Genomic DNA, 18,478 nt, shown 5'->3' with positions numbered 1-18,478 from the left:
ATATCTAAGTATAAAAGCCCTTACAACGGCTTTAAAAAATATTTCAAATTACTTTTCAATTATCTAGCCAGTATCTATTTTGATGACACTTTGGCATCCTTATGAGCTATAGCATATTGCACTGCTGATTTTATAAAGGCTATAAATAGCGGATGCGGATTGGCTACAGTACTTTTATATTCTGGGTGGTATTGTACACCAACAAACCAGGGATGATTTTCTATTTCAATAATTTCTACCAAATTTGTCTTTGGGTTAACACCAGTAGTTTTAAGTCCAGCTGCTTCCAATTGCTCTCTATATTCGTTATTGTATTCATAGCGATGTCTATGTCGCTCCTGAATCATATCTGTACCATAAGCTTTGTAAACATTACTTCCTTTTGTCAACAAACAATCCCAAGATCCTAAACGCATAGTACCGCCCATATCTTTGATGTTCTTTTGCTCCTTCATCAAATTGATAACAGGGTTAGGGGCTTCTTCATCTACCTCTGTTGAGCAAGCATCTTGCAGGCCTAAAACATTTCGTGCAAACTCAATTACTGCCATTTGCATCCCTAAACAAATCCCAAAAAATGGAATCTTGTTTTCTCTAGCGTATTGTACTGCTTTAATTTTCCCTTCAATCCCACGTTCACCAAAACCTGGAGCCACAAGCACTCCGTCTAGTTTTGCTATTTTTTTATCAATGGTTTCATCATCAATAAACTCTGAATGTATACTAACTACATTAACCCTCACTTCATTTTCTGCACCAGCGTGTATAAAGGCTTCCTGAATGGATTTATAAGAATCCTGTAGCTCTACATATTTACCGATTAATCCAATTGTTACTTCGTGTTTTGGATTTTTATGTCTGCGTAAGAATTCATTCCATTTATCCAAATTAGGCTCTTGCTCCTCACTTAGCATTAATCGCTTGAGTACTACCCTATCAAGCCCTTCTTGTAACATCAAATTAGGAACATCATATATGGTAGAAGCATCGATAGATTCAATAACTGCTTCTTTGCGAACGTTACAAAACAACGCTAATTTTTCTCTAAGGTCTTCTGACAGTTCATGTTCTGTTCTACACACCAAAATATCCGCTTTTATACCGCTCTCCATTAGTGTTTTTACACTATGCTGAGTAGGTTTTGTTTTGAGCTCACCTGCAGCAGAAAGATACGGTATCAGGGTTAAATGTATTACCAGTGCATTATAGTCACCAAGCTCCCATTTTAGCTGACGAACAGCTTCAATATAGGGCAGTGATTCAATATCACCTACGGTACCACCGATTTCAGTGATTACGATATCATAGGTTCCGGTCTCTCCTAGTATTTTTATTCTTTCTTTGATTTCATTAGTGATATGCGGAACTACCTGTACCGTTTTACCTAAGAACTCACCTCTTCGTTCTTTTTCTATTACACTTTGATAGATTCTACCAGTGGTAACATTATTCGCCTGAGAAGTAGAGGTATTCAAAAAACGTTCGTAATGACCTAAGTCCAAATCAGTCTCTGCTCCATCATCGGTCACATAACATTCGCCGTGTTCATACGGGTTTAGTGTTCCGGGATCTACGTTGATATACGGATCAAATTTTTGTATGGTTACTCTATACCCACGTGCTTGCAATAGTTTTGCTAAAGAGGCGGCTATAATTCCCTTTCCTAATGAAGATGAAACTCCTCCAGTAACAAAAATATATTTTGTATTAGCCATGAAAACTAATTGTTTATGCTGTTAAAATTCAATTCGGCGCAAAAATACAAAGAAGTACGAAATACTAACCCTTATACCTCTGCTATATTTTTAAACTTATGTGTATTTATTAACATAAAATACAAAATCCTGCCGGTGACAGGATTTTAAAGTACGAACCTAAATCGGTTGTTTATTTGTCTTCTTTTGTTTCGGTATCGTCTGAAACCTCTTCTTGTTCAGAGAAATCAGTCAAACCTTTAGACTGCAATATATTGTACCATTGTATAACTTTTTTAATATCGCTGGCATATACTCTTTCTTCATCATAGTCTGGTAGCACTTCACTGAAATAATTTTCTAGCTCCTCTTTGGACGCCTTGTGACTGATTGCTTTTTCTCCATTTTCCTTTTCAAAAATCTTTTGAAAAACCTCTCTTAGTGGTATTTCTTCTGAAAGGGTGTAAATTGCAATTTCGCTAAGCACACTTACGTTATGCCTTAAACTTACAGATAATCGCTTACCGTCTAGTAAAGACTCCGCTAAGAAACCAGTTCTTGTTTGTGTTTTTAGCTCATAAAGTCCTGGTTTTCCTGAAATGGCTAGTATTTTATCTAAACCCATATACTGATGCTGTTTATTTTTTTAAAGGTGGCAAATATCAATAGTTCTTTTTTAATTATCAAAAAATATAATAGAATTATCTTTTCTTCACGGCCGGAAAACGCATTCTATAATCCGCATTTACTTTACCTTTTGAAATATTCGTTAATTTACCTTTGATCAACCGCTTTTTTAAACTGGATAATTTATCGGTAAACAAGATCCCTTCAATGTGATCGTATTCGTGTTGTATGACCCGTGCAGCAAGACCATCATACTCCTCAGTACGCTCCTTAAAGTCCTGGTCCACATACTTAATTTTAATTTTTTCTTGCCTAAAAACATCTTCTCTAATGTCCGGAATACTTAAACACCCTTCACAAAAAGCCCACTCCTCACCTGTCTCTTCAATGATTTGAGGATTAATAAAAACTTTTTTTAACCCTTTTAGCTTTTCTGCTTCAACCGGATTTAAATCTTCATCGTCCGCAAACGGCTCAGCGTCAATCACAAACAAACGTTTAGACAACCCAATTTGAGGTGCTGCTAATCCTACGCCATGTGCATTGTACATGGTCTCAAACATATTTTCGATTAATTCGTCTAACTTAGGATAATCAGCACTAATATCTTTTGCTTTTTTCTTCAAAACAGGATCTCCGTATGCTACTATGGGTAATATCATAAATGAATTATTTTCGTGTTCAATATTTACTTTTGGTTATATAAATAGTCTTGAAGAATAATCGCTGCACTCATTTCATCGATCAATGCTTTATTTCTTCTTTTTTTCTTAGAAATACCACTTTGTATCATAGCTTCAAAAGCCATTTTAGAGGTAAATCGCTCGTCAACTCTTACGATGGAAATATCTTCAATTTCTTTTTGAAGCTGCTGTATAAATTCTTGAATTGCACTTTCGATATCTGAAGCCTCTCCGTGTAACCGTTTAGGCTCACCAATTACTAAAAGTTCAACTTCTTCTTTGATCCAATAATTTTTCAACCAAGACATTAACTCCTTAGTACCTACTGTGGTTAGTCCAGTTGCTACAATCTGCGATTCATCAGTTACCGCTATACCACACCGCTTTGCTCCATAATCAATTGCTAATAACCTGGCCATTATTTTTTCTAGCAAAAATAGGACAATAATATAATAACTAAAACTATCATTAAAGGAATCCTAAAATAAGGGCGTATTCTTTTATTTTAAAACTAAGCTATTATCTTTACCAAAAAATAAGTACATGAACCAGTTAAAGCAAATCATTGAAGCAGCTTGGGAAGATAGAGAACTTCTTAAAACAGAAAATACTCAAAACGCTATTCGTAACATAATCGATCTTTTAGATGCTGGCGAATTAAGAGTCGCTGAGCCAACTTCGGATGGATGGAAGGTTAATGAATGGGTCAAAAAAGGAGTGGTGCTTTATTTTCCAATCCAAAAAATGGAAACGCTTGAAGCTGGAATTTTTGAATATCACGACAAAATACCCTTAAAAAGAGGGTATGAAGATAAAGGGATCCGAGTGGTACCAAATGCAGTCGCCAGGCACGGGGCTTATATTTCGCCCGGAACTATATTAATGCCTAGTTATGTTAATATCGGCGCTTATGTAGACCAAGGTACTATGGTAGACACTTGGGCAACGGTAGGAAGTTGTGCGCAGATTGGTAAAAACGTTCATTTAAGTGGTGGTGTAGGTATTGGAGGGGTGTTGGAGCCCTTACAAGCAGCACCAGTGATAATCGAGGATAACGCCTTTATAGGCTCTAGATGTATTGTTGTAGAAGGTGTAAAAGTAGAAAAAGAAGCTGTTTTAGGCGCTAATGTAGTACTAACTGCTTCAACTAAGATTATCGATGTTACAGGTAACGAACCTGAAGAAATGAAAGGAATTGTACCTGCAAGATCAGTTGTTATACCTGGTAGTTACGCCAAGAAATTTAATGCAGGAACGTACAATGTACCTTGTGCCTTAATTATTGGAAAAAGAAAAGAAAGTACGGATAAGAAAACATCCTTGAACAATGCGCTTAGAGAATATGATGTAGCAGTTTAATTTGATATGGCATTACCTCAATCACATAACGCAGATAATTTGAAGGAAGAGGCCTCCAAGGCTTCTCTTTCTTCTGTGCGCAATACTGATAATACCAAAGCGAAAATTAAAATTTTGGTGATTCAGCAAAAAATGATCGGGGATGTATTGGCCAGCACAATTATTTGTGAAGCGTTGCGAAAAAAATACCCTTTTAGCAACATTTCTTATTTAGTTAACTCAAATACCAAGCCTGTGGTTATTGGCAATCCACATATCGATACTATTATTGAGTTTAAACCAGAATTTAAAGAAAGTAAAACTGCTTTCTTTAAATTTTTAAAACATATTCGAGGCCAGCGTTATGATTTGGTCATTGATGCCTACGGTAAGTTAGAAAGCAATTTAATTAGTTTATTTTCTGGAGCCGATGAGAAAATTTCTTATTATAAATGGTATACTTCTTTTTTGTATAATGAAACGATCAAACCGTCTGCAAAAGCTTTAACTAACGCAGGGTTAGCGTTGGAAAACAGACTGCGATTAATCTACCCTGAGTATGTGATAGCATCAAAGATTATAAGGCCTAAAATTTACGTGACAGAGGAAGAGAAATTAGAAGCCAAAAACTTTCTTTCGCAAAATGGTATAGATTTAAACAAACCCATTATTATGATTGGGGTATTAGGAAGTGAGAAAATTAAGACACTACCAGCTGCTTATATGGCAAAAATTATAGATCAAATTGCAGTAATAACTGAAGGTTCAATCCTTTTTAATTATATCCCAAATCAACTAGAAGAGGCTCAGGAAATATATGATAAAACCGCAGCAGACACAAAAGAGCAGATACATTTCGATGTATATGCTAAAGGTTTAAGAAGCTTTATAGCTGTTTTATCCCAATGTGATTTGTTAGTAGGTAATGAAGGTGGAGCGGTAAATATGGCTAAGGCACTTGATATACCCACCTTTACATTTTTCTCTCCTTGGATCATTAAATCCGCCTGGAACATGTTTGAGGATGGAACCCAGCACGATTCTGTTCACCTGAACGATTTTAAACCTCAATTATTTGAAAATAAATCCATAAAGGAATTAAAAGAACAAGCTTTAGATTTATATAAAGAGTTTTCACCAGAACTCTACAAAGAAAAACTAAACGCATTTTTGCAAAAATTCAACACTAGATTTTCTCTATCCCAAAGAGAGTCCGAGTAAGTTTTTGTTCTTTGGTTACCTTGCGGATTTTTTTGTTATTCTCAATCATTTCAGGTTTAACATACCCTCTTTCGTGGTGTAAATGCACACATACCGCTCTAAACCGAATTTGCTTTGGTTTTATACCTTTATTCATTAATCGCTCGCCTAATTCACGATCTTCGCCTCCATATTGCATGCGTTCATCAAAACCATTGGCTGCAAAAATATCTTCTTTCCAACCAGAAGAATTCATACCGTTCCAGGTGGCTTTAGTAGGTGTTATCCAGTCCTTTAGTTTAGCTTTAAAATTATGTTTAGAAAGCTTATTAAATTTAAATTTAAATGGCAACCCTTTACTTCTAAGCCATTGAATATCAAAACAATTTTGATTTCTTATATCGTCTTCCGTTATCGCTTCTGAAATTTCCTTCGGTAATTTGAAATATCCTCCAGATAAAAAATATCCTTTTTCCCTATACTGCAAATGCCTGGCTACAAAATCAGCACGGGGTATACAATCCCCATCTGAAAAAAGAAAATAGTTTGTTGCACACTGTTGCATAGCTTTATTTAAAATCTCCGTTTTTCTAAAACCTTTATCCTCGTGCCAAACATGTTTAATCGGATATGTGGATATAGCAGAGAACTCTTGTATTACTGCTCTTGTATTTTCATCAGACCCATCATCTGCAATTACTACTTCAAAATCCTTTACATTTTGACAATCATAACCAATTAAAACCTTTTTTAACCAGAGCGGTTGATTGTAGGTACTTAAAACTATAGAGATGTTCATTCTTTTTTCTAATAAACTAGTTGATAATAGTTATTTTTGGCAAAACATATATCACAATAACGTTTCAAAAATCGGTAATTATATTCAATCAAAAAAATAAGATGCTTAAACTCTCGGGGGTAATCATTACTTTTAATGAAGAACAAAAAATCGAACAATGCCTTACATCACTACAAGATGTAGTAGATGAAATTATTGTTGTAGACTCCTACAGTACCGATAAAACCATAGAAATTTGTAAAAAGTACAATGCTAAAATTGTTTTTCAAGAGTTCCTGGGGTACAAGGAACAAAAAAACTTTGCTATTACGCAAGCTACTTATGACCACATTGTTTCACTAGATGGTGATGAAGCCTTATCACCTGAATTAAAAACATCAATCATTGCTTTAAAATCCAATTGGGACTACGACGGTTATTTTGTGAATCGATATAATAACTTTTGCGGTCAGTGGATAAACCATTCTGATTGGTATCCTGATAGAAAGTTAAGAGTTTTTAAAAAAAATACTGGCGAGTGGAAAGGTATAAATCCTCACGATTCTTTTCAATTAAAAAAAGGGTTGAAAGCAGGTTGCTTAAAAGGAGATATTTTACATTGGAATTATCTTAACTACAGTGAATTTAACTTACAGACTGAAAAGTTCTCCTCCATATCCGCACAATCGTACTTTAAATTGGGTAAAAAAGCGCCCATTTGGAAAATCGTTTTTAATCCCACCTGGGCATTTTTTAAAGCCTATTTTTTAAGATTAGGGTTCTTGGACGGTTTAAATGGATTAATCATTTGTGTACAAACCGCAAATATTACATTTTTAAAATATATCAAGCTGAGAGAGCTGCACAAAAAAAAGGATAATCCTGTTATGAATTGAATAATCTGTCTATTTTTTTAGCACATTCCTCCCAGGTAAAATCAAGCACAGTTTCTCTAGTGTTCGTTTTTATTTCAAAAGCTTTTTCAATTAGCGGTATTATCTTGTCGTACCTTTCATTTGGTTCGAATAAAAATCCATTTACACCGTGATTTATAAGATCTGGTGCAAAACCAGTTGTCGAAGCCACAGGTACGCAATTTGACATCATAGCCTCTAAAATAGGTACAGGACCACCTTCTAAAAAGGATGGAGAAACAAACACATCGATCTTACTATATAATGCAGGATAGTTATCGTAGGGCTCATTTTTAAAATACGTAAAATTAGGGTTATTCGCTACTTCTTTGAATCGCGGATCATTCTCCCAATTACGCCCGATTAAATAAAAATGCCGTTGTGGTAAATTGGTAATCAGATCAAAAACTAAGTCTGGATTTTTTCGATCACTATAGGTAGAGCAAAAACCTACTCCTCCTTCTCCCCTTTCGTGTTTGTAGAAGAAATCTGAAGAAGTGGCAATATGCATCACAACAAGAATTTCTGGTTTTACTCCTGCTTCTATCAACTGTCTTTTTACATCAGAGTTAAGACAAATTACATAGTCTGCCGCCTTGTTGAAACACCAAACAACGTGCGTTTTACTGTACTTTTTAGACCAGTTGGTATGCGTAAACATCACAATATTTTTTTTACCAACAATACTAGGCTTACTTCGTAAGCATCTGCAAAAATAATTCTGATAAATAAAAAAATAACCATCAGCATTAGGTAGTTGGCGTAATTTATCGTGATAATGAGTGGAAGCATTGAGCAAAGAGTACCGGGACAACCTTCTTACCTTAGCGCCAAAGATCCAATCTTTGTCCTTTTCTCTTGCCACATAAACCACCTTGTTCACCACTTTTTGTTTATCCTTTTTAACAAACCACGATAAAACAATGGGCACAATGTATTTCCATTTATGTGCAACAATAAAGTATAATCGTTCTTTAAAATCAGAATTAGCGGCCATTTAGGTCGAATATTATAGTATTAAATTGGACTTTTAGAAACTCTATCTTTATATTTCTTCTTCCAGAAAAAAATGGTTTTCTTGATCCGTATTTTTCGGTAGTATTTATGTTGAAATTTACGCGTATAATACCACATTGTACGAAAAACAGCGTCTTCATCTTCGCCAGTACACAATGCATATTCATTGCTCATGATCTCAATCATAAATTTATGTATGGTCAATTTAGCAAAATTCTTAACTCTCGTCTTAAAATTCATTGGTCCAAAAACCATTCTATTTAGATCAACAAGAAAAAAATCATAATCACTATTCCCCTTTCGTAAGATTAATGTATTACCTGGGGAATGATCGAGAAAATTAACTTCTCTGGTATGCAACTTATAAGTAAATCGAGTAAAAGCCCTTAAGATGGCTTCGTGATCCGGTATGGTAAAATCAGTAGTTAATTCTCTATACGTTAGATCTGCATCAATAAGTAGGCTTACGTAATAACTATCTTTAAGCCCCAAAGCGCTATAGTTTTCTTTATACATTATAGGATCCGGTGTTCCAATATCCTTTGACTCCAAAATAGTAGCATACTCAAAGGAACGCCTCGCTTTGCTTTTTCTGAAATAGCGATAGGCTATGGTGTTTATAAAATTAGGATTTTTAAACGATTTAACCACCACCTTTGTACCATCACTAAGTTTATGTATAGTTACCAAATTTCTACCAGATTGTAGAATACTGTCTGAGCTATTTTCTTTGTTTCCACCTAATATAGCACTAACCTCGTCTTTAAGGTGTTTATATTGAGGATTTATGATGAGTCTTGTCTCCATTATATCACTATGATCATAAATAATTAACTGAGCAGCTTTGGCAGGCTACAAAGATAGAAATTACAAGTTCATTAAAAATCATAGTAACGTCTTATTTAACTACTCGTTTGGCTACAGTCGCATACTGTGGAAAAAGAATGTCCATTTGGGTAAACAAAACCGGTAAATTGTATAAATAAGGTCTGATCGATCTACTTTTATTAATTCCTTCGTGAGTGACTACTTCATATCCTAAATCTTCATACATCCTGCGGATACTTTTATTGGTAAAAAACCTAAGATGTGTTCGATCCATTACACCATAGTCTTCATACAACCAATCCTTTTTCAGTAATAACCGCATAAACGTATTGTGATACCTAACATTAGGAATAGAACTAATTATGACACCTTGAGGCGCTAACTTATTTTGTATTTTCTGGAGTACTTCATAGGGGTCTACCAAGTGCTCCAAAACATCATTAAAATAAATGACATCAAAATAATTATCTGGTAATTCATCGATATAGTCCTCGCAAGGACCAGAGTATACTTTATCAAGTTTTTCCTTAGCAACCTGTGCCTCTCGATCCATATATTCAATCCCCCAAACTTCAGCATTGGTTTGCTCCTTCAGCACAGCTGCAAAAGCCCCATTACCACAACCCACATCTATAATTTTAGACGCATCTTTAGGGAGATACTTTATCATCTCATATCTGATGTTATCATAATATCCCTCGGGTTTAGAAGCGTAGTCCATCTTAGTTTTATTTTTTAAGATGGTAAAGATATTAATTATCACGTAATAGAAAAGAGAATGTACATCACATAAGCCTTGCCCACATTTATTGTATCTTTATCACCGAATTTTGATTCACCTAATGCAATATTAATGCTTTATGAACATAGATATTTCGGTAATTATCTTAAACTACAACTCGGCTGAATTTACCATTGATTGCATCAAATCTATACAGGAAAAGACTTCAAGCGATCTTAATTACGAACTTATTGTCGTTGACAATGCCTCTACAATTGAGGACTATCAAAAACTCAAATCGTTTATTGAAAAGATAAATTCTGCTAACATTCGATTGGTGAGAAGTAAAATCAATACCGGTTTTGGTACTGGCAACATGCACGGTGTACAATATGCAAATGGAGATTACTATGCTTTTGTAAATAATGATACCTTACTACAAAATGATTGCTTACAAATTGGCTTAAATTTTTTGAAAGAAAATAATACACTTATATGTAGCCCGCAACAATATGATGAAGAAGGTAATGTTAAGAAGTCATTTGATCATTTCTTAACCCTCAAAAGAGAGCTTATTGGACGAAAATTATTAGAAAAATCAAACCCAAAAAAGTACCCTAAGCGAAAGAAGGTATACGATACTCCAATTGCAGTACAAAGTGTTCCGGGTTCGTTTATGATAGTTGAACGAGAGGCTTTTGATGCAGCAGGAGGTTTTGATACGAATATCTTTTTATATTACGAAGAAACAGATCTTTGTTACAGGATTGCAAAACAGCATAAGAATCGCGACATATGTTTTCTAGTCCCGGAAGCCAGGTATACTCATTTTACCGGAAAAAGCACCAAAGCAGGTGTTGCAATAGCTAAGGAATTGAAAATATCTTTGTTTTATGTGTTAAAAAAGAATTCAGGATTTATACCTTACCTAATTCTGAAATGGTATCTGTCCTTTAAGTATCTTTTAAAAGCACCTTTTAAAGCAAAAAATTTAGCATTATTTAAATTAATCATCAAAGGAGCACCCTTATCTGAGTCGCTTAAACATCAACAAGTTATTCTCAATAAATAATATGCATATAGTTCATCTTTCAGCTGTTAATAATTGGGGCGGTGGTGAAAACCATATTGAAAATTTATGTAAAGAATTACAAAACACCTACCCTGAGGTTAAAAACACTATATTTTGTGTAAAAGACAAAGTATTTCATAATCGGCTTAAACAAACTAATTTAGATTATGTCACCCCTAAATTGGCGGTTAAATTTGATCCAAGATATTTTATAAAATTGGGCTTCTATTGTAAAAAACACAAGGTAGATGTTATCCATATCCACGATACCAGTGCTATTGTTTTGGCCATATTAGCCGATAAATTTTTTGCACTTCCTCCATTCGTCTTTAGTAAAAAAACTTCTTTTCCTATTAAACAACGAAAGAAAACCCTATACAAGTACAATTATCCAAAAATTAAGAAAATATTGTGCGTTTCTGAAGAAACTAAAAACGTAACAGCACAAGCCATCACCGATCACAATAAACTTATCACTATATATCACGGAACAAATTTAGCTACTAAAAGCAGCCAAACGGATTTCTTGCTAAGAGAAAAATACAATATCCCAACGGATAAAATTATCATAGGAAATATAGCCAACCACATTAGAGCCAAACATCTAGATACCTGGATCGATGTTGCAAATGAGATCATCAACGTTAAAAAAGATAATCGCTTCTATTTTGTACAGATCGGAACTTTTACGGAGAGAACAGAGCCGTTACTAGATAGAATGAATGAGCTAGGACTTGAAAAACATATGAGTTTCTTGGGCTATACCCCGAATGCCTCTAACTTCATTCCTCAATTTGATATTACCCTTATTACCTCCCAAAGTGAGGGTGTACCTCAAGTAATTTATGAATCCTTCTATCATAAAACTCCGGTAATAAGCACAGATGTTGGAGGAATTCCAGAAATAATCCAACACAAAGTCAATGGCCTATTAGCTCCTATGCATCAACCCGTGCCTTTAGCTGATTGCATTACTGAATTAGCAAATGATAAAGAGTTACAGGAAAAATTTATAACTATTAGTTACCAAAAACTACTAGACAACTATACTACGGCTCAAATGGCGGCTCATACAATGGAGATCTATACCGAAATTGTAAATCAAACGCATTAGCAACCCAAATAACGGATAATAACTGTAATTTTGTAAAAAAATCCTGACTAGCGTGAAGAACGGAGACAATGAACTTGAACAAGCATTACAAATCCTCAAAAGAGGAGGAATTATTTTATATCCTACGGATACAGTTTGGGGCATCGGTTGTGATGCAACGAATATAGATGCAATAGACAAAATTTTTAACCTAAAACAAAACGACCCAAAAAAGTCCATGGTTTGTCTGGTAAGTGACTTTAAAATGCTTCAACAATATGTAGAAGAAGTACCAGAAGTAGCTTATGATGTTCTAAAATATGCTCGTAAACCAACTACAATAATCTATGATAAACCCATACGGGTTTCTGAAAATCTAATTGCCGAAGATGATACCTTGGCTATTAGGGTGGTAAGAGATGATTTTTGCAATCGATTGATTCGCAAACTTAAAAGACCATTGGTAGCTACCACTGCTACAATACAAGGTCAAGAATCACCTAAGAGCTTTAAAGAAATTTCGAAAGCTATTTTGGAAGGCGTTGACTATGTCGTAAATTTGCCTGACAAAAATAAAAATGCTAAACCGTCTGCCATAATTAAAATTGGAAATAACAGTACGGTTAAAGTGATTCGGAAGTAACTTGATCCATGTCTGAAGAGAAGAAAAATTATAAAGAAGCCTTAACTCACCCAATATTTACATACGTTTCTAGAGCAGCTCAGGAAATAGGGGTGCAATCCTTTGTTATTGGCGGTTTTGTAAGAGATTATTTGCTACAACGCGGAAACGCAAAGGATATTGATATCGTTGCGGTTGGTAGTGGTATCGAACTGGCTAAAAAAGTAGCAAAATCACTACCAGAACAACCTAAAGTGCAGATTTTTAAAACCTATGGTACAGCCATGATCAAGACCAAGGACATAGAGATTGAGTTGGTTGGTGCACGTAAAGAGTCATATACAGAAGATAGTAGAAATCCTGTGGTGGAAAATGGCACTTTAGCTGATGATCAAAATCGTAGAGATTTCACTATTAATGCATTGGCGTTAGACCTTAGCCCGGAAAACTATGGAAGTTTACTTGATCCATTTAACGGTTATGAAGATTTAAAATCAAAAATTATCAGAACCCCTTTGGATCCTGATATTACCTATTCCGATGATCCTTTACGAATGATGCGTGCTATCCGATTTGCATCCCAATTGCATTTTAAAATTGAAAAGAAATCATTAGAAGCTATAAGCCGAAATAAGGAACGAATAAAAATTATAACCAAAGAGCGTATTGTTGATGAGCTGAATAAAATTTTATTGAGTGAAAAACCATCCATAGGATTTAAATTACTAGAAAAAACAGGGTTATTACATTTTATTTTACCAGAGTTAATAGCGCTAAAAGGTATCGATGAAGTTGAAGGACAACGGCATAAAGATAATTTTTACCATACTTTAGAAGTAGTGGATAACATTGCTGAAAACACAGATGATCTATGGTTACGATGGGCGGCTCTATTACACGATATTGGTAAGGCGCCCACCAAGCGTTTTAGTAAAAAAGTAGGATGGACTTTCCACGGACACGAGTTTGTAGGTTCTAAGATGGTGTATAAATTATTTAAAAGGCTCAAGATGCCTCTAAATGACAAAATGAAATTTGTCCAAAAAATGGTTTTGATGAGCTCAAGACCAATCGTAATTGCATCTGAGGTTACCGATTCTGCAGTGCGTAGGTTAGTTTTTGATGCTGGAAATCATATCGAAGAATTAATGACGCTTTGTGAAGCTGATATAACCACGAAAAACCCAAAAAGATATAAGAAGTATCATAATAATTTTAAACTCGTTCGACAAAAAATGGTAGAAGTTGAAGAACGAGATCGCATTAGAAATTTTCAGCCACCAGTGAGCGGTGAAGAAATAATGGAGTCCTTCAATATAAAGCCTTCTAAGGAAATAGGAATTATAAAAGAAGCCATCAAAGAAGCTATTTTAGAAGGAGAAATACCTAATGAACACGAGGCAGCTTATCATTTTATGATAAAAAAAGGTGAGGAATTAGGCTTAACACTAATTAAACAAGATTAAGTTTTACAATAGAGGGTTTACTCCCTTTACAATAATCATTTTGGATGAAAAAATATTTTAGACCCCTTGTCATAACAGCAATTGTATTTATTTACCTCATCATAATAGCTGGGGCTGTAGTGCGCATGACAGGATCTGGTATGGGTTGCCCCGATTGGCCAAAATGTTTTGGATATATCATTCCACCGACTGAAGCGGCTCAAATTCAATGGAAACCAAATCACGAATATAAAGAAGGTACTATTATCATATTTAATGAAGCATTAAAAGTTGCTCACCGTGATTTCAAAACAACTGAAACTTTTACCGCATCCAATTGGAGTCCATACACAAAACACGATTATGCTAAATTCAATGTGTGGCATACCTGGATCGAATATATCAATCGCTTAGTGACTGTATTATCTGGCATTCCCATTCTGCTAATGATCGCTTGCTCCTTTTTTTATGTTAAAGAAGATAAACGCATTGTGATTTTATCCTTCTTAACGTTAATTGCGATGGCATTTCAAGCCTGGCTCGGAAAAGAGGTGGTGGATTCTAATCTTTTACCTTACAAAATTACCATACATATGGTAATGGCCTTTATAATTTTAGCTATTTTGCTGCTGCTATTATTCCTAGTACAGAGAAAACAGCAAAATGTTATTTTTCCTCCACTATTTAAAAATATATTGGCAATAGCAGTAATCCTAACTCTTGTTCAAGTAGCGCTTGGCACACAAGTACGGCAATACGTAGATGAACAAGTTAAGTTACTTGGAGAGCATTCTAAATCTCAGTGGTTACACCCTCCTACTCTTAATTTTTATATCCATAGATCTTTTTCAATAGTGGTAACCCTTGTAAATATTTGGCTATTTTATAAAAATAGAAAGTTAAACTTAGAGCTTAACGGAATGAATTGGGTAATGATATTGATTGGTTTAGAAGTTGTAACGGGAATTTTGATGTATTATTTTGATTTTCCTTTTTTATCCCAGCCCTTACACCTTGTACTATCATCACTGTTATTTGGAGTACAATTTTACTTACTTTTAAACGTTTATAAACCTAAAAAAGCACCTAGAGCAATTTAATTTCTAAATTAAGCTTGTATCTTTGCCAATCCTAAATTTAATATGATGATTTATCGATTTAGAGTAATATTGGATACCGAAGAAGATGTGTTTAGAGACATAGAAATTGAGGAAGAAGCTACATTAGAGCAGTTCCATAATGTAATTACGCAATCTTTTGGATTTGATGGCAATGAGGTTGCTTCATTTTACGCCAGTGACGAGGACTGGAACCAGGGAGAAGAAATTTCGTTGTTTGATATGAGTGATGGCAGTGTTCCTGTAAAACTTATGAACGAAACTACGATAAATGATATTGTCACTGAAGCGTCTCCCAAGATGATTTACGTTTACGACTTTCTTAGTATGTGGACCTTTTTTGTAGAACTGGCAGAGATAGCCGAATATGAGAACGGTAGAGAATATCCTAATGTAATGTTTGTACACGGACAATTACCCGACCAAGCGCCAGACAAGGAGTTTGTTGCAGATGATAGTTTTGATGACGATGTAAATGATGAAGATGTCATGAATCTAGATGATTATGATGACTTAGATTTTGACGAAAATTGGAATTAATTTAATTCTAAAATTATACTTTTATAGACCACACCTTTTTAATAGCCTAGAGCAATGATCAACTTATACAGCACTCAGATTGAATCCCTTTCGGTTCATCGTATTGGTAACAAAAGTAGAAATGAAAATATTTTTTTATCAGATGTACCCTACCAACTTAATGATGAGCTGATAGCACTGTTAAAAGAGTATTTCTTTAAACCCTTTAGAGAGAAAGAAGAAAACTACTTTCAGTTTGCCAATGAGGTAGATGTGGAATTTAATCCGCTGTATAAAATTGTCACCGAAATTTTCGATCATCCTTCTTCAGTTCACGAAAAATCGAGACGTATAGCTTCTTTATTATATGAACAATCACAACACCCTCATATCAAAAGCGGAGAAGTTTATGTAGCCTATTTAGATAACGTAACCATTGATAATGAAAAAACTAGTGCTGTTGGTATATTTAAATCAGAATTAAAGCACGACTTTTTACAGTTTGAAGAGAAAGAATCGCATATAGAGTTATTAATCCAGCAAGGGGTTAACCTTAACAAACTTGATAAAGGCTGTCTAATTTTTAATCACAAAAAAGAAGAAGGGTATAAGATACTATCTGTAGATTCTAATAAATACGATACCAAGTATTGGTTGGAACACTTTTTAGGCGTTGAGGCCTTTGCAGATGAGAATTTTTATACTAAAAAGTATATGAAATTCTGCCAGGATTTTGCAAAAGACGTAGTGCTACCTGCTGAGGATAAGAAGGAAGAAGTGATGTTTATGAATAGAGCAATCAATCACTTTGCAAAAAACGATAATTTTGAGGAAACTGCGTTTTTAAATGAAGTAATCGACAATCCTAATCTTATACCTGAATTTAAGAACTATAAAACAGAAAAGGCTCCAAAGTATCAAATCGAAGATTTGACCACCTTTCCTATTGCTAACAATGCAGTGTCTGCTGCTCGCAAAAAGATAAAAAATCTCATCAGTTTAGATACGAATGTGCAAATCAAAATGGATTTTATCAATCCAGAGTCAGCAGAGAAATTTGTAGAAAAAGGTTGGGATGAAGAAAAGCAAATGTACTACTATTTGGTGTATTTCAATAAAGAAGTTAAAGGGTAACGTAAATTTAATTGAAGTTCTCTAGGCAGTTATAGAGATCAACAAAATGCAGTACCATATCCTTACTTGGATTACCTAATAAAGTAATCTATATCCAATGCATTACTCCTGTCATAACGCTATATCGTTAACAAACTGATGATGAAATTCTACTACCGATAATCTTATTTTAATAATTCATTAACATAGCTTGTATAATGATATACAAGGTTATATTTTTGCTTTTTAATTTTTTTTACCCAAAATAACGGTAACATTTCCTCCCTTTAAGACACATTACTTAAAGTACAATCAAATTATTTAATATGAAAAATATAATAGCCATAGCGACTTTTATACTATTAACAAGAATAAGTTTTGCACAAACAGAAACCTCTACTAATGAAAAAATAGATCTTCAGTCTCCTACCGGTGTCAGCTTATTCCAAAGCACCTCAAGCAATGGCATCTGGGCAACCGGAATGATAACAGCTGATCGCTGGGGTGTTTTTGAAGATGCTACCAGTGCCAACGAAAGATTAACTATACTTCCTGGTGGTAATGTAGGTATAGGAACCACTAATCCTCCTCAAAGATTAACAGTTCAATTTACGGGAGAGAGTGGTATTGCTGCGAAAGCTATAAGTAATGGGAGTTTGGGAGCAGCTAACATCGTTGTTGACCCAGCTACAGGGTTCCCTGGACGTTTTTTGTTTAGAGAAAATGGACAAAATAAAGCTTGGATTGATTATCTAGGTGGTAAGATAAATATCAGAGACAGCTCAAACACTCCTTTTTTTACCGTTTTAACCAATAATGGTAATGTGGGTATTGGAACAACTAACCCTTCTGAAAAACTAGACGTTATTGGGCGTATTCGTGCCTCTCAGTCTATTGATGTAACAGGAATTACCAATCCTACAAGTGGTGTAACGATGAACCTTGCCTATAGTGCATCTGATTTTGGGTTAGTACGTGCTCGCGATTGGAATAATAATACCTGGAAACCTATACATTATCAAGCTTCTTATCATAATTTCGCAACAGGTAATGTCGGGATTGGAACTTCAAATCCAGGAAGAAAGTTACAAATTGTAGACGGAGCTTTTAATAGAATGAAAACCTCTATAGGAACATTACAATTGAATCAAGGAAGCAGAGAACCTGCCCTATTTGTTTCTAGATGGTTAGGAAGTGGGAGTTTATATCAATCTGCAATTTTACATACTGAAAATAGTATGGGAAGTTATGGATTAGCTTTTAGTATGACTGGAACACACGATGACAATAATTTTTCTAATTACAGTACTAAAATGTATCTTACCCAAAATGGTAATCTTGGTATAGGCACCACAACACCAGACGCTAAATTAGCGGTTAATGGCACTATACATTCTAAGGAAGTAAAAGTTGATCTAATCGGATGGCCTGATTATGTTTTTGAAAGCGATTACCATCTACCTACCCTGCAAGAAGTTGAGCAACATATTAATGAAAAAGGTCACTTGCAAAATATCCCTTCTGCTGCAGAAGTAGAAAAAGAAGGTGTTAAATTAGGGGAAATGAATGCCAAACTCCTGCAAAAAATTGAAGAGCTAACGCTATACATGATTGAGCAGGATAAAAAAATGAATCAACTTAAAGAGCTAGTATTAGATCAACAAAAAGAAATAAAAGAATTGAAAAAATAAATAAA

General features: G+C 34.6%; 19 protein-coding genes. 11 read left to right on the top strand and 8 right to left on the bottom strand.

The features are described from left to right. Positions 1 to 74: 74 nt before the first annotated feature. From EV197_RS07670 to ruvX, 4 genes are all read right to left on the bottom strand, one after another. Positions 75 to 1,715, bottom strand: a complete 1,641-nt coding sequence (locus EV197_RS07670) for a CTP synthase (protein ID WP_130286133.1) — start codon at positions 1,713 to 1,715, stop codon at positions 75 to 77. 172 nt (positions 1,716 to 1,887) lie between these two features. Continuing rightward, positions 1,888 to 2,319 carry a DUF5606 family protein gene (locus EV197_RS07665; RefSeq protein WP_130286132.1) on the bottom strand — a complete coding sequence of 144 codons (432 nt, stop codon included), beginning with the start codon at positions 2,317 to 2,319 and terminating at the stop codon, positions 1,888 to 1,890. Between the two features lie 76 nt (positions 2,320 to 2,395). Beyond that, positions 2,396 to 2,983, bottom strand: coding sequence for a peptide deformylase (def, locus tag EV197_RS07660; RefSeq protein ID WP_130286131.1), 588 nt, complete (start codon positions 2,981 to 2,983; stop codon positions 2,396 to 2,398). 26 nt (positions 2,984 to 3,009) lie between these two features. Further along, the gene (gene ruvX / locus EV197_RS07655; RefSeq protein ID WP_130286130.1) at positions 3,010 to 3,423 is read right to left on the bottom strand and encodes a Holliday junction resolvase RuvX; all 414 of its coding nucleotides are present in this window, start codon (positions 3,421 to 3,423) and stop codon (positions 3,010 to 3,012) included. Between the two features lie 124 nt (positions 3,424 to 3,547). On the opposite strand from ruvX, the gene EV197_RS07650 reads away from it, so the two are divergent. Together EV197_RS07650 and EV197_RS07645 are read left to right on the top strand one after the other, a co-directional pair. Beyond that, complete coding sequence (locus tag EV197_RS07650; RefSeq protein ID WP_130286129.1) at positions 3,548 to 4,363, top strand: 2,3,4,5-tetrahydropyridine-2,6-dicarboxylate N-succinyltransferase; 816 nt, start codon at positions 3,548 to 3,550, stop codon at positions 4,361 to 4,363. Positions 4,364 to 4,369: 6 nt separating this feature from the next. Beyond that, entirely contained in the window at positions 4,370 to 5,563 is a 1,194-nt protein-coding gene (locus EV197_RS07645) for a glycosyltransferase family 9 protein (RefSeq protein ID WP_130286128.1), read from the top strand. On the opposite strand, the gene EV197_RS07640 is transcribed toward EV197_RS07645, so the two are convergent. Continuing rightward, positions 5,529 to 6,341, bottom strand: coding sequence for a glycosyltransferase family 2 protein (locus tag EV197_RS07640; RefSeq protein WP_130286127.1), 813 nt, complete (start codon positions 6,339 to 6,341; stop codon positions 5,529 to 5,531). The genes EV197_RS07645 and EV197_RS07640 overlap by 35 nt on opposite strands. A gap of 101 nt (positions 6,342 to 6,442) precedes the next feature. On the opposite strand from EV197_RS07640, the gene EV197_RS07635 reads away from it, so the two are divergent. Next, positions 6,443 to 7,216 carry a glycosyltransferase family 2 protein gene (locus tag EV197_RS07635; RefSeq protein WP_130286126.1) on the top strand — a complete coding sequence of 258 codons (774 nt, stop codon included), beginning with the start codon at positions 6,443 to 6,445 and terminating at the stop codon, positions 7,214 to 7,216. Here the strand turns inward: EV197_RS07635 and EV197_RS07630 are convergent. From EV197_RS07630 to EV197_RS07620, 3 genes are all read right to left on the bottom strand, one after another. Continuing rightward, complete coding sequence (locus tag EV197_RS07630) at positions 7,206 to 8,231, bottom strand: glycosyltransferase family 4 protein (RefSeq protein WP_130286125.1); 1,026 nt, start codon at positions 8,229 to 8,231, stop codon at positions 7,206 to 7,208. The genes EV197_RS07635 and EV197_RS07630 overlap by 11 nt on opposite strands. Before the next feature lie 20 nt (positions 8,232 to 8,251). Then, positions 8,252 to 9,058 (bottom strand): Kdo domain containing protein, encoded by an 807-nt coding sequence (locus EV197_RS07625; RefSeq protein ID WP_130286124.1) that lies wholly within the window; start codon positions 9,056 to 9,058, stop codon positions 8,252 to 8,254. 91 nt (positions 9,059 to 9,149) lie between these two features. Next, entirely contained in the window at positions 9,150 to 9,800 is a 651-nt protein-coding gene (locus EV197_RS07620; RefSeq protein WP_165389020.1) for a class I SAM-dependent methyltransferase, read from the bottom strand. A gap of 139 nt (positions 9,801 to 9,939) precedes the next feature. On the opposite strand from EV197_RS07620, the gene EV197_RS07615 reads away from it, so the two are divergent. From EV197_RS07615 to EV197_RS07580, 8 genes are all read left to right on the top strand, one after another. Next, entirely contained in the window at positions 9,940 to 10,872 is a 933-nt protein-coding gene (locus EV197_RS07615) for a glycosyltransferase family 2 protein (protein WP_130286123.1), read from the top strand. 1 nt (position 10,873) lies between these two features. Further along, positions 10,874 to 11,986: a glycosyltransferase family 4 protein gene (locus tag EV197_RS07610; protein WP_130286122.1), complete on the top strand. Its 1,113-nt coding sequence runs from the start codon at positions 10,874 to 10,876 to the stop codon at positions 11,984 to 11,986. Positions 11,987 to 12,038: 52 nt separating this feature from the next. Next, on the top strand, positions 12,039 to 12,608 hold the full coding sequence (locus tag EV197_RS07605; RefSeq protein ID WP_130286121.1) for an L-threonylcarbamoyladenylate synthase: 570 nt from the start codon (positions 12,039 to 12,041) through the stop codon (positions 12,606 to 12,608). 8 nt (positions 12,609 to 12,616) lie between these two features. Continuing rightward, a complete protein-coding gene (locus tag EV197_RS07600; protein WP_130286120.1) occupies positions 12,617 to 14,053 on the top strand; it encodes a CCA tRNA nucleotidyltransferase in 1,437 nt (478 codons plus the stop codon). Between the two features lie 44 nt (positions 14,054 to 14,097). Beyond that, positions 14,098 to 15,132 carry a COX15/CtaA family protein gene (locus EV197_RS07595; RefSeq protein ID WP_130286119.1) on the top strand — a complete coding sequence of 345 codons (1,035 nt, stop codon included), beginning with the start codon at positions 14,098 to 14,100 and terminating at the stop codon, positions 15,130 to 15,132. 45 nt (positions 15,133 to 15,177) lie between these two features. After that, the gene (locus EV197_RS07590) at positions 15,178 to 15,690 is read left to right on the top strand and encodes an IS1096 element passenger TnpR family protein (RefSeq protein ID WP_130286208.1); all 513 of its coding nucleotides are present in this window, start codon (positions 15,178 to 15,180) and stop codon (positions 15,688 to 15,690) included. Positions 15,691 to 15,744: 54 nt separating this feature from the next. Then, entirely contained in the window at positions 15,745 to 16,803 is a 1,059-nt protein-coding gene (locus tag EV197_RS07585; RefSeq protein ID WP_130286118.1) for a nucleoid-associated protein, read from the top strand. 305 nt (positions 16,804 to 17,108) lie between these two features. Continuing rightward, on the top strand, positions 17,109 to 18,473 hold the full coding sequence (locus tag EV197_RS07580; RefSeq protein ID WP_130286117.1) for a GAS domain-containing protein: 1,365 nt from the start codon (positions 17,109 to 17,111) through the stop codon (positions 18,471 to 18,473). Positions 18,474 to 18,478: the final 5 nt, after the last annotated feature.

This window comes from Aquimarina brevivitae (assembly GCF_004216895.1).
GTDB lineage: Bacteria > Bacteroidota > Bacteroidia > Flavobacteriales > Flavobacteriaceae > Aquimarina > Aquimarina brevivitae.
Note: the sequence above shows the minus strand (reverse complement) of the source record. Positions and strands in the feature narration are given on the sequence as shown.

Bases quoted from the DNA above. Each gene is read 5' to 3' on its own strand.
- def (WP_130286131.1), bottom strand. From the start codon at position 2,983: ATGATATTACCCATAGTAGCATACGGAGATCCTGTTTTGAAGAAAAAA.
- EV197_RS07600 (WP_130286120.1), top strand. From the start codon at position 12,617: ATGTCTGAAGAGAAGAAAAATTATAAAGAAGCCTTAACTCACCCAATA.
- EV197_RS07645 (WP_130286128.1), top strand. From the start codon at position 4,370: ATGGCATTACCTCAATCACATAACGCAGATAATTTGAAGGAAGAGGCC.
- EV197_RS07580 (WP_130286117.1), top strand. From the start codon at position 17,109: ATGAAAAATATAATAGCCATAGCGACTTTTATACTATTAACAAGAATA.
- EV197_RS07665 (WP_130286132.1), bottom strand. From the start codon at position 2,319: ATGGGTTTAGATAAAATACTAGCCATTTCAGGAAAACCAGGACTTTAT.
- EV197_RS07640 (WP_130286127.1), bottom strand. From the start codon at position 6,341: ATGAACATCTCTATAGTTTTAAGTACCTACAATCAACCGCTCTGGTTA.
- EV197_RS07630 (WP_130286125.1), bottom strand. From the start codon at position 8,231: ATGGCCGCTAATTCTGATTTTAAAGAACGATTATACTTTATTGTTGCA.
- EV197_RS07585 (WP_130286118.1), top strand. From the start codon at position 15,745: ATGATCAACTTATACAGCACTCAGATTGAATCCCTTTCGGTTCATCGT.
- EV197_RS07635 (WP_130286126.1), top strand. From the start codon at position 6,443: ATGCTTAAACTCTCGGGGGTAATCATTACTTTTAATGAAGAACAAAAA.
- EV197_RS07670 (WP_130286133.1), bottom strand. From the start codon at position 1,715: ATGGCTAATACAAAATATATTTTTGTTACTGGAGGAGTTTCATCTTCA.
- ruvX (WP_130286130.1), bottom strand. From the start codon at position 3,423: ATGGCCAGGTTATTAGCAATTGATTATGGAGCAAAGCGGTGTGGTATA.
- EV197_RS07595 (WP_130286119.1), top strand. From the start codon at position 14,098: ATGAAAAAATATTTTAGACCCCTTGTCATAACAGCAATTGTATTTATT.
- EV197_RS07590 (WP_130286208.1), top strand. From the start codon at position 15,178: ATGATTTATCGATTTAGAGTAATATTGGATACCGAAGAAGATGTGTTT.
- EV197_RS07610 (WP_130286122.1), top strand. From the start codon at position 10,874: ATGCATATAGTTCATCTTTCAGCTGTTAATAATTGGGGCGGTGGTGAA.
- EV197_RS07620 (WP_165389020.1), bottom strand. From the start codon at position 9,800: ATGGACTACGCTTCTAAACCCGAGGGATATTATGATAACATCAGATAT.
- EV197_RS07625 (WP_130286124.1), bottom strand. From the start codon at position 9,058: ATGGAGACAAGACTCATCATAAATCCTCAATATAAACACCTTAAAGAC.
- EV197_RS07615 (WP_130286123.1), top strand. From the start codon at position 9,940: ATGAACATAGATATTTCGGTAATTATCTTAAACTACAACTCGGCTGAA.
- EV197_RS07650 (WP_130286129.1), top strand. From the start codon at position 3,548: ATGAACCAGTTAAAGCAAATCATTGAAGCAGCTTGGGAAGATAGAGAA.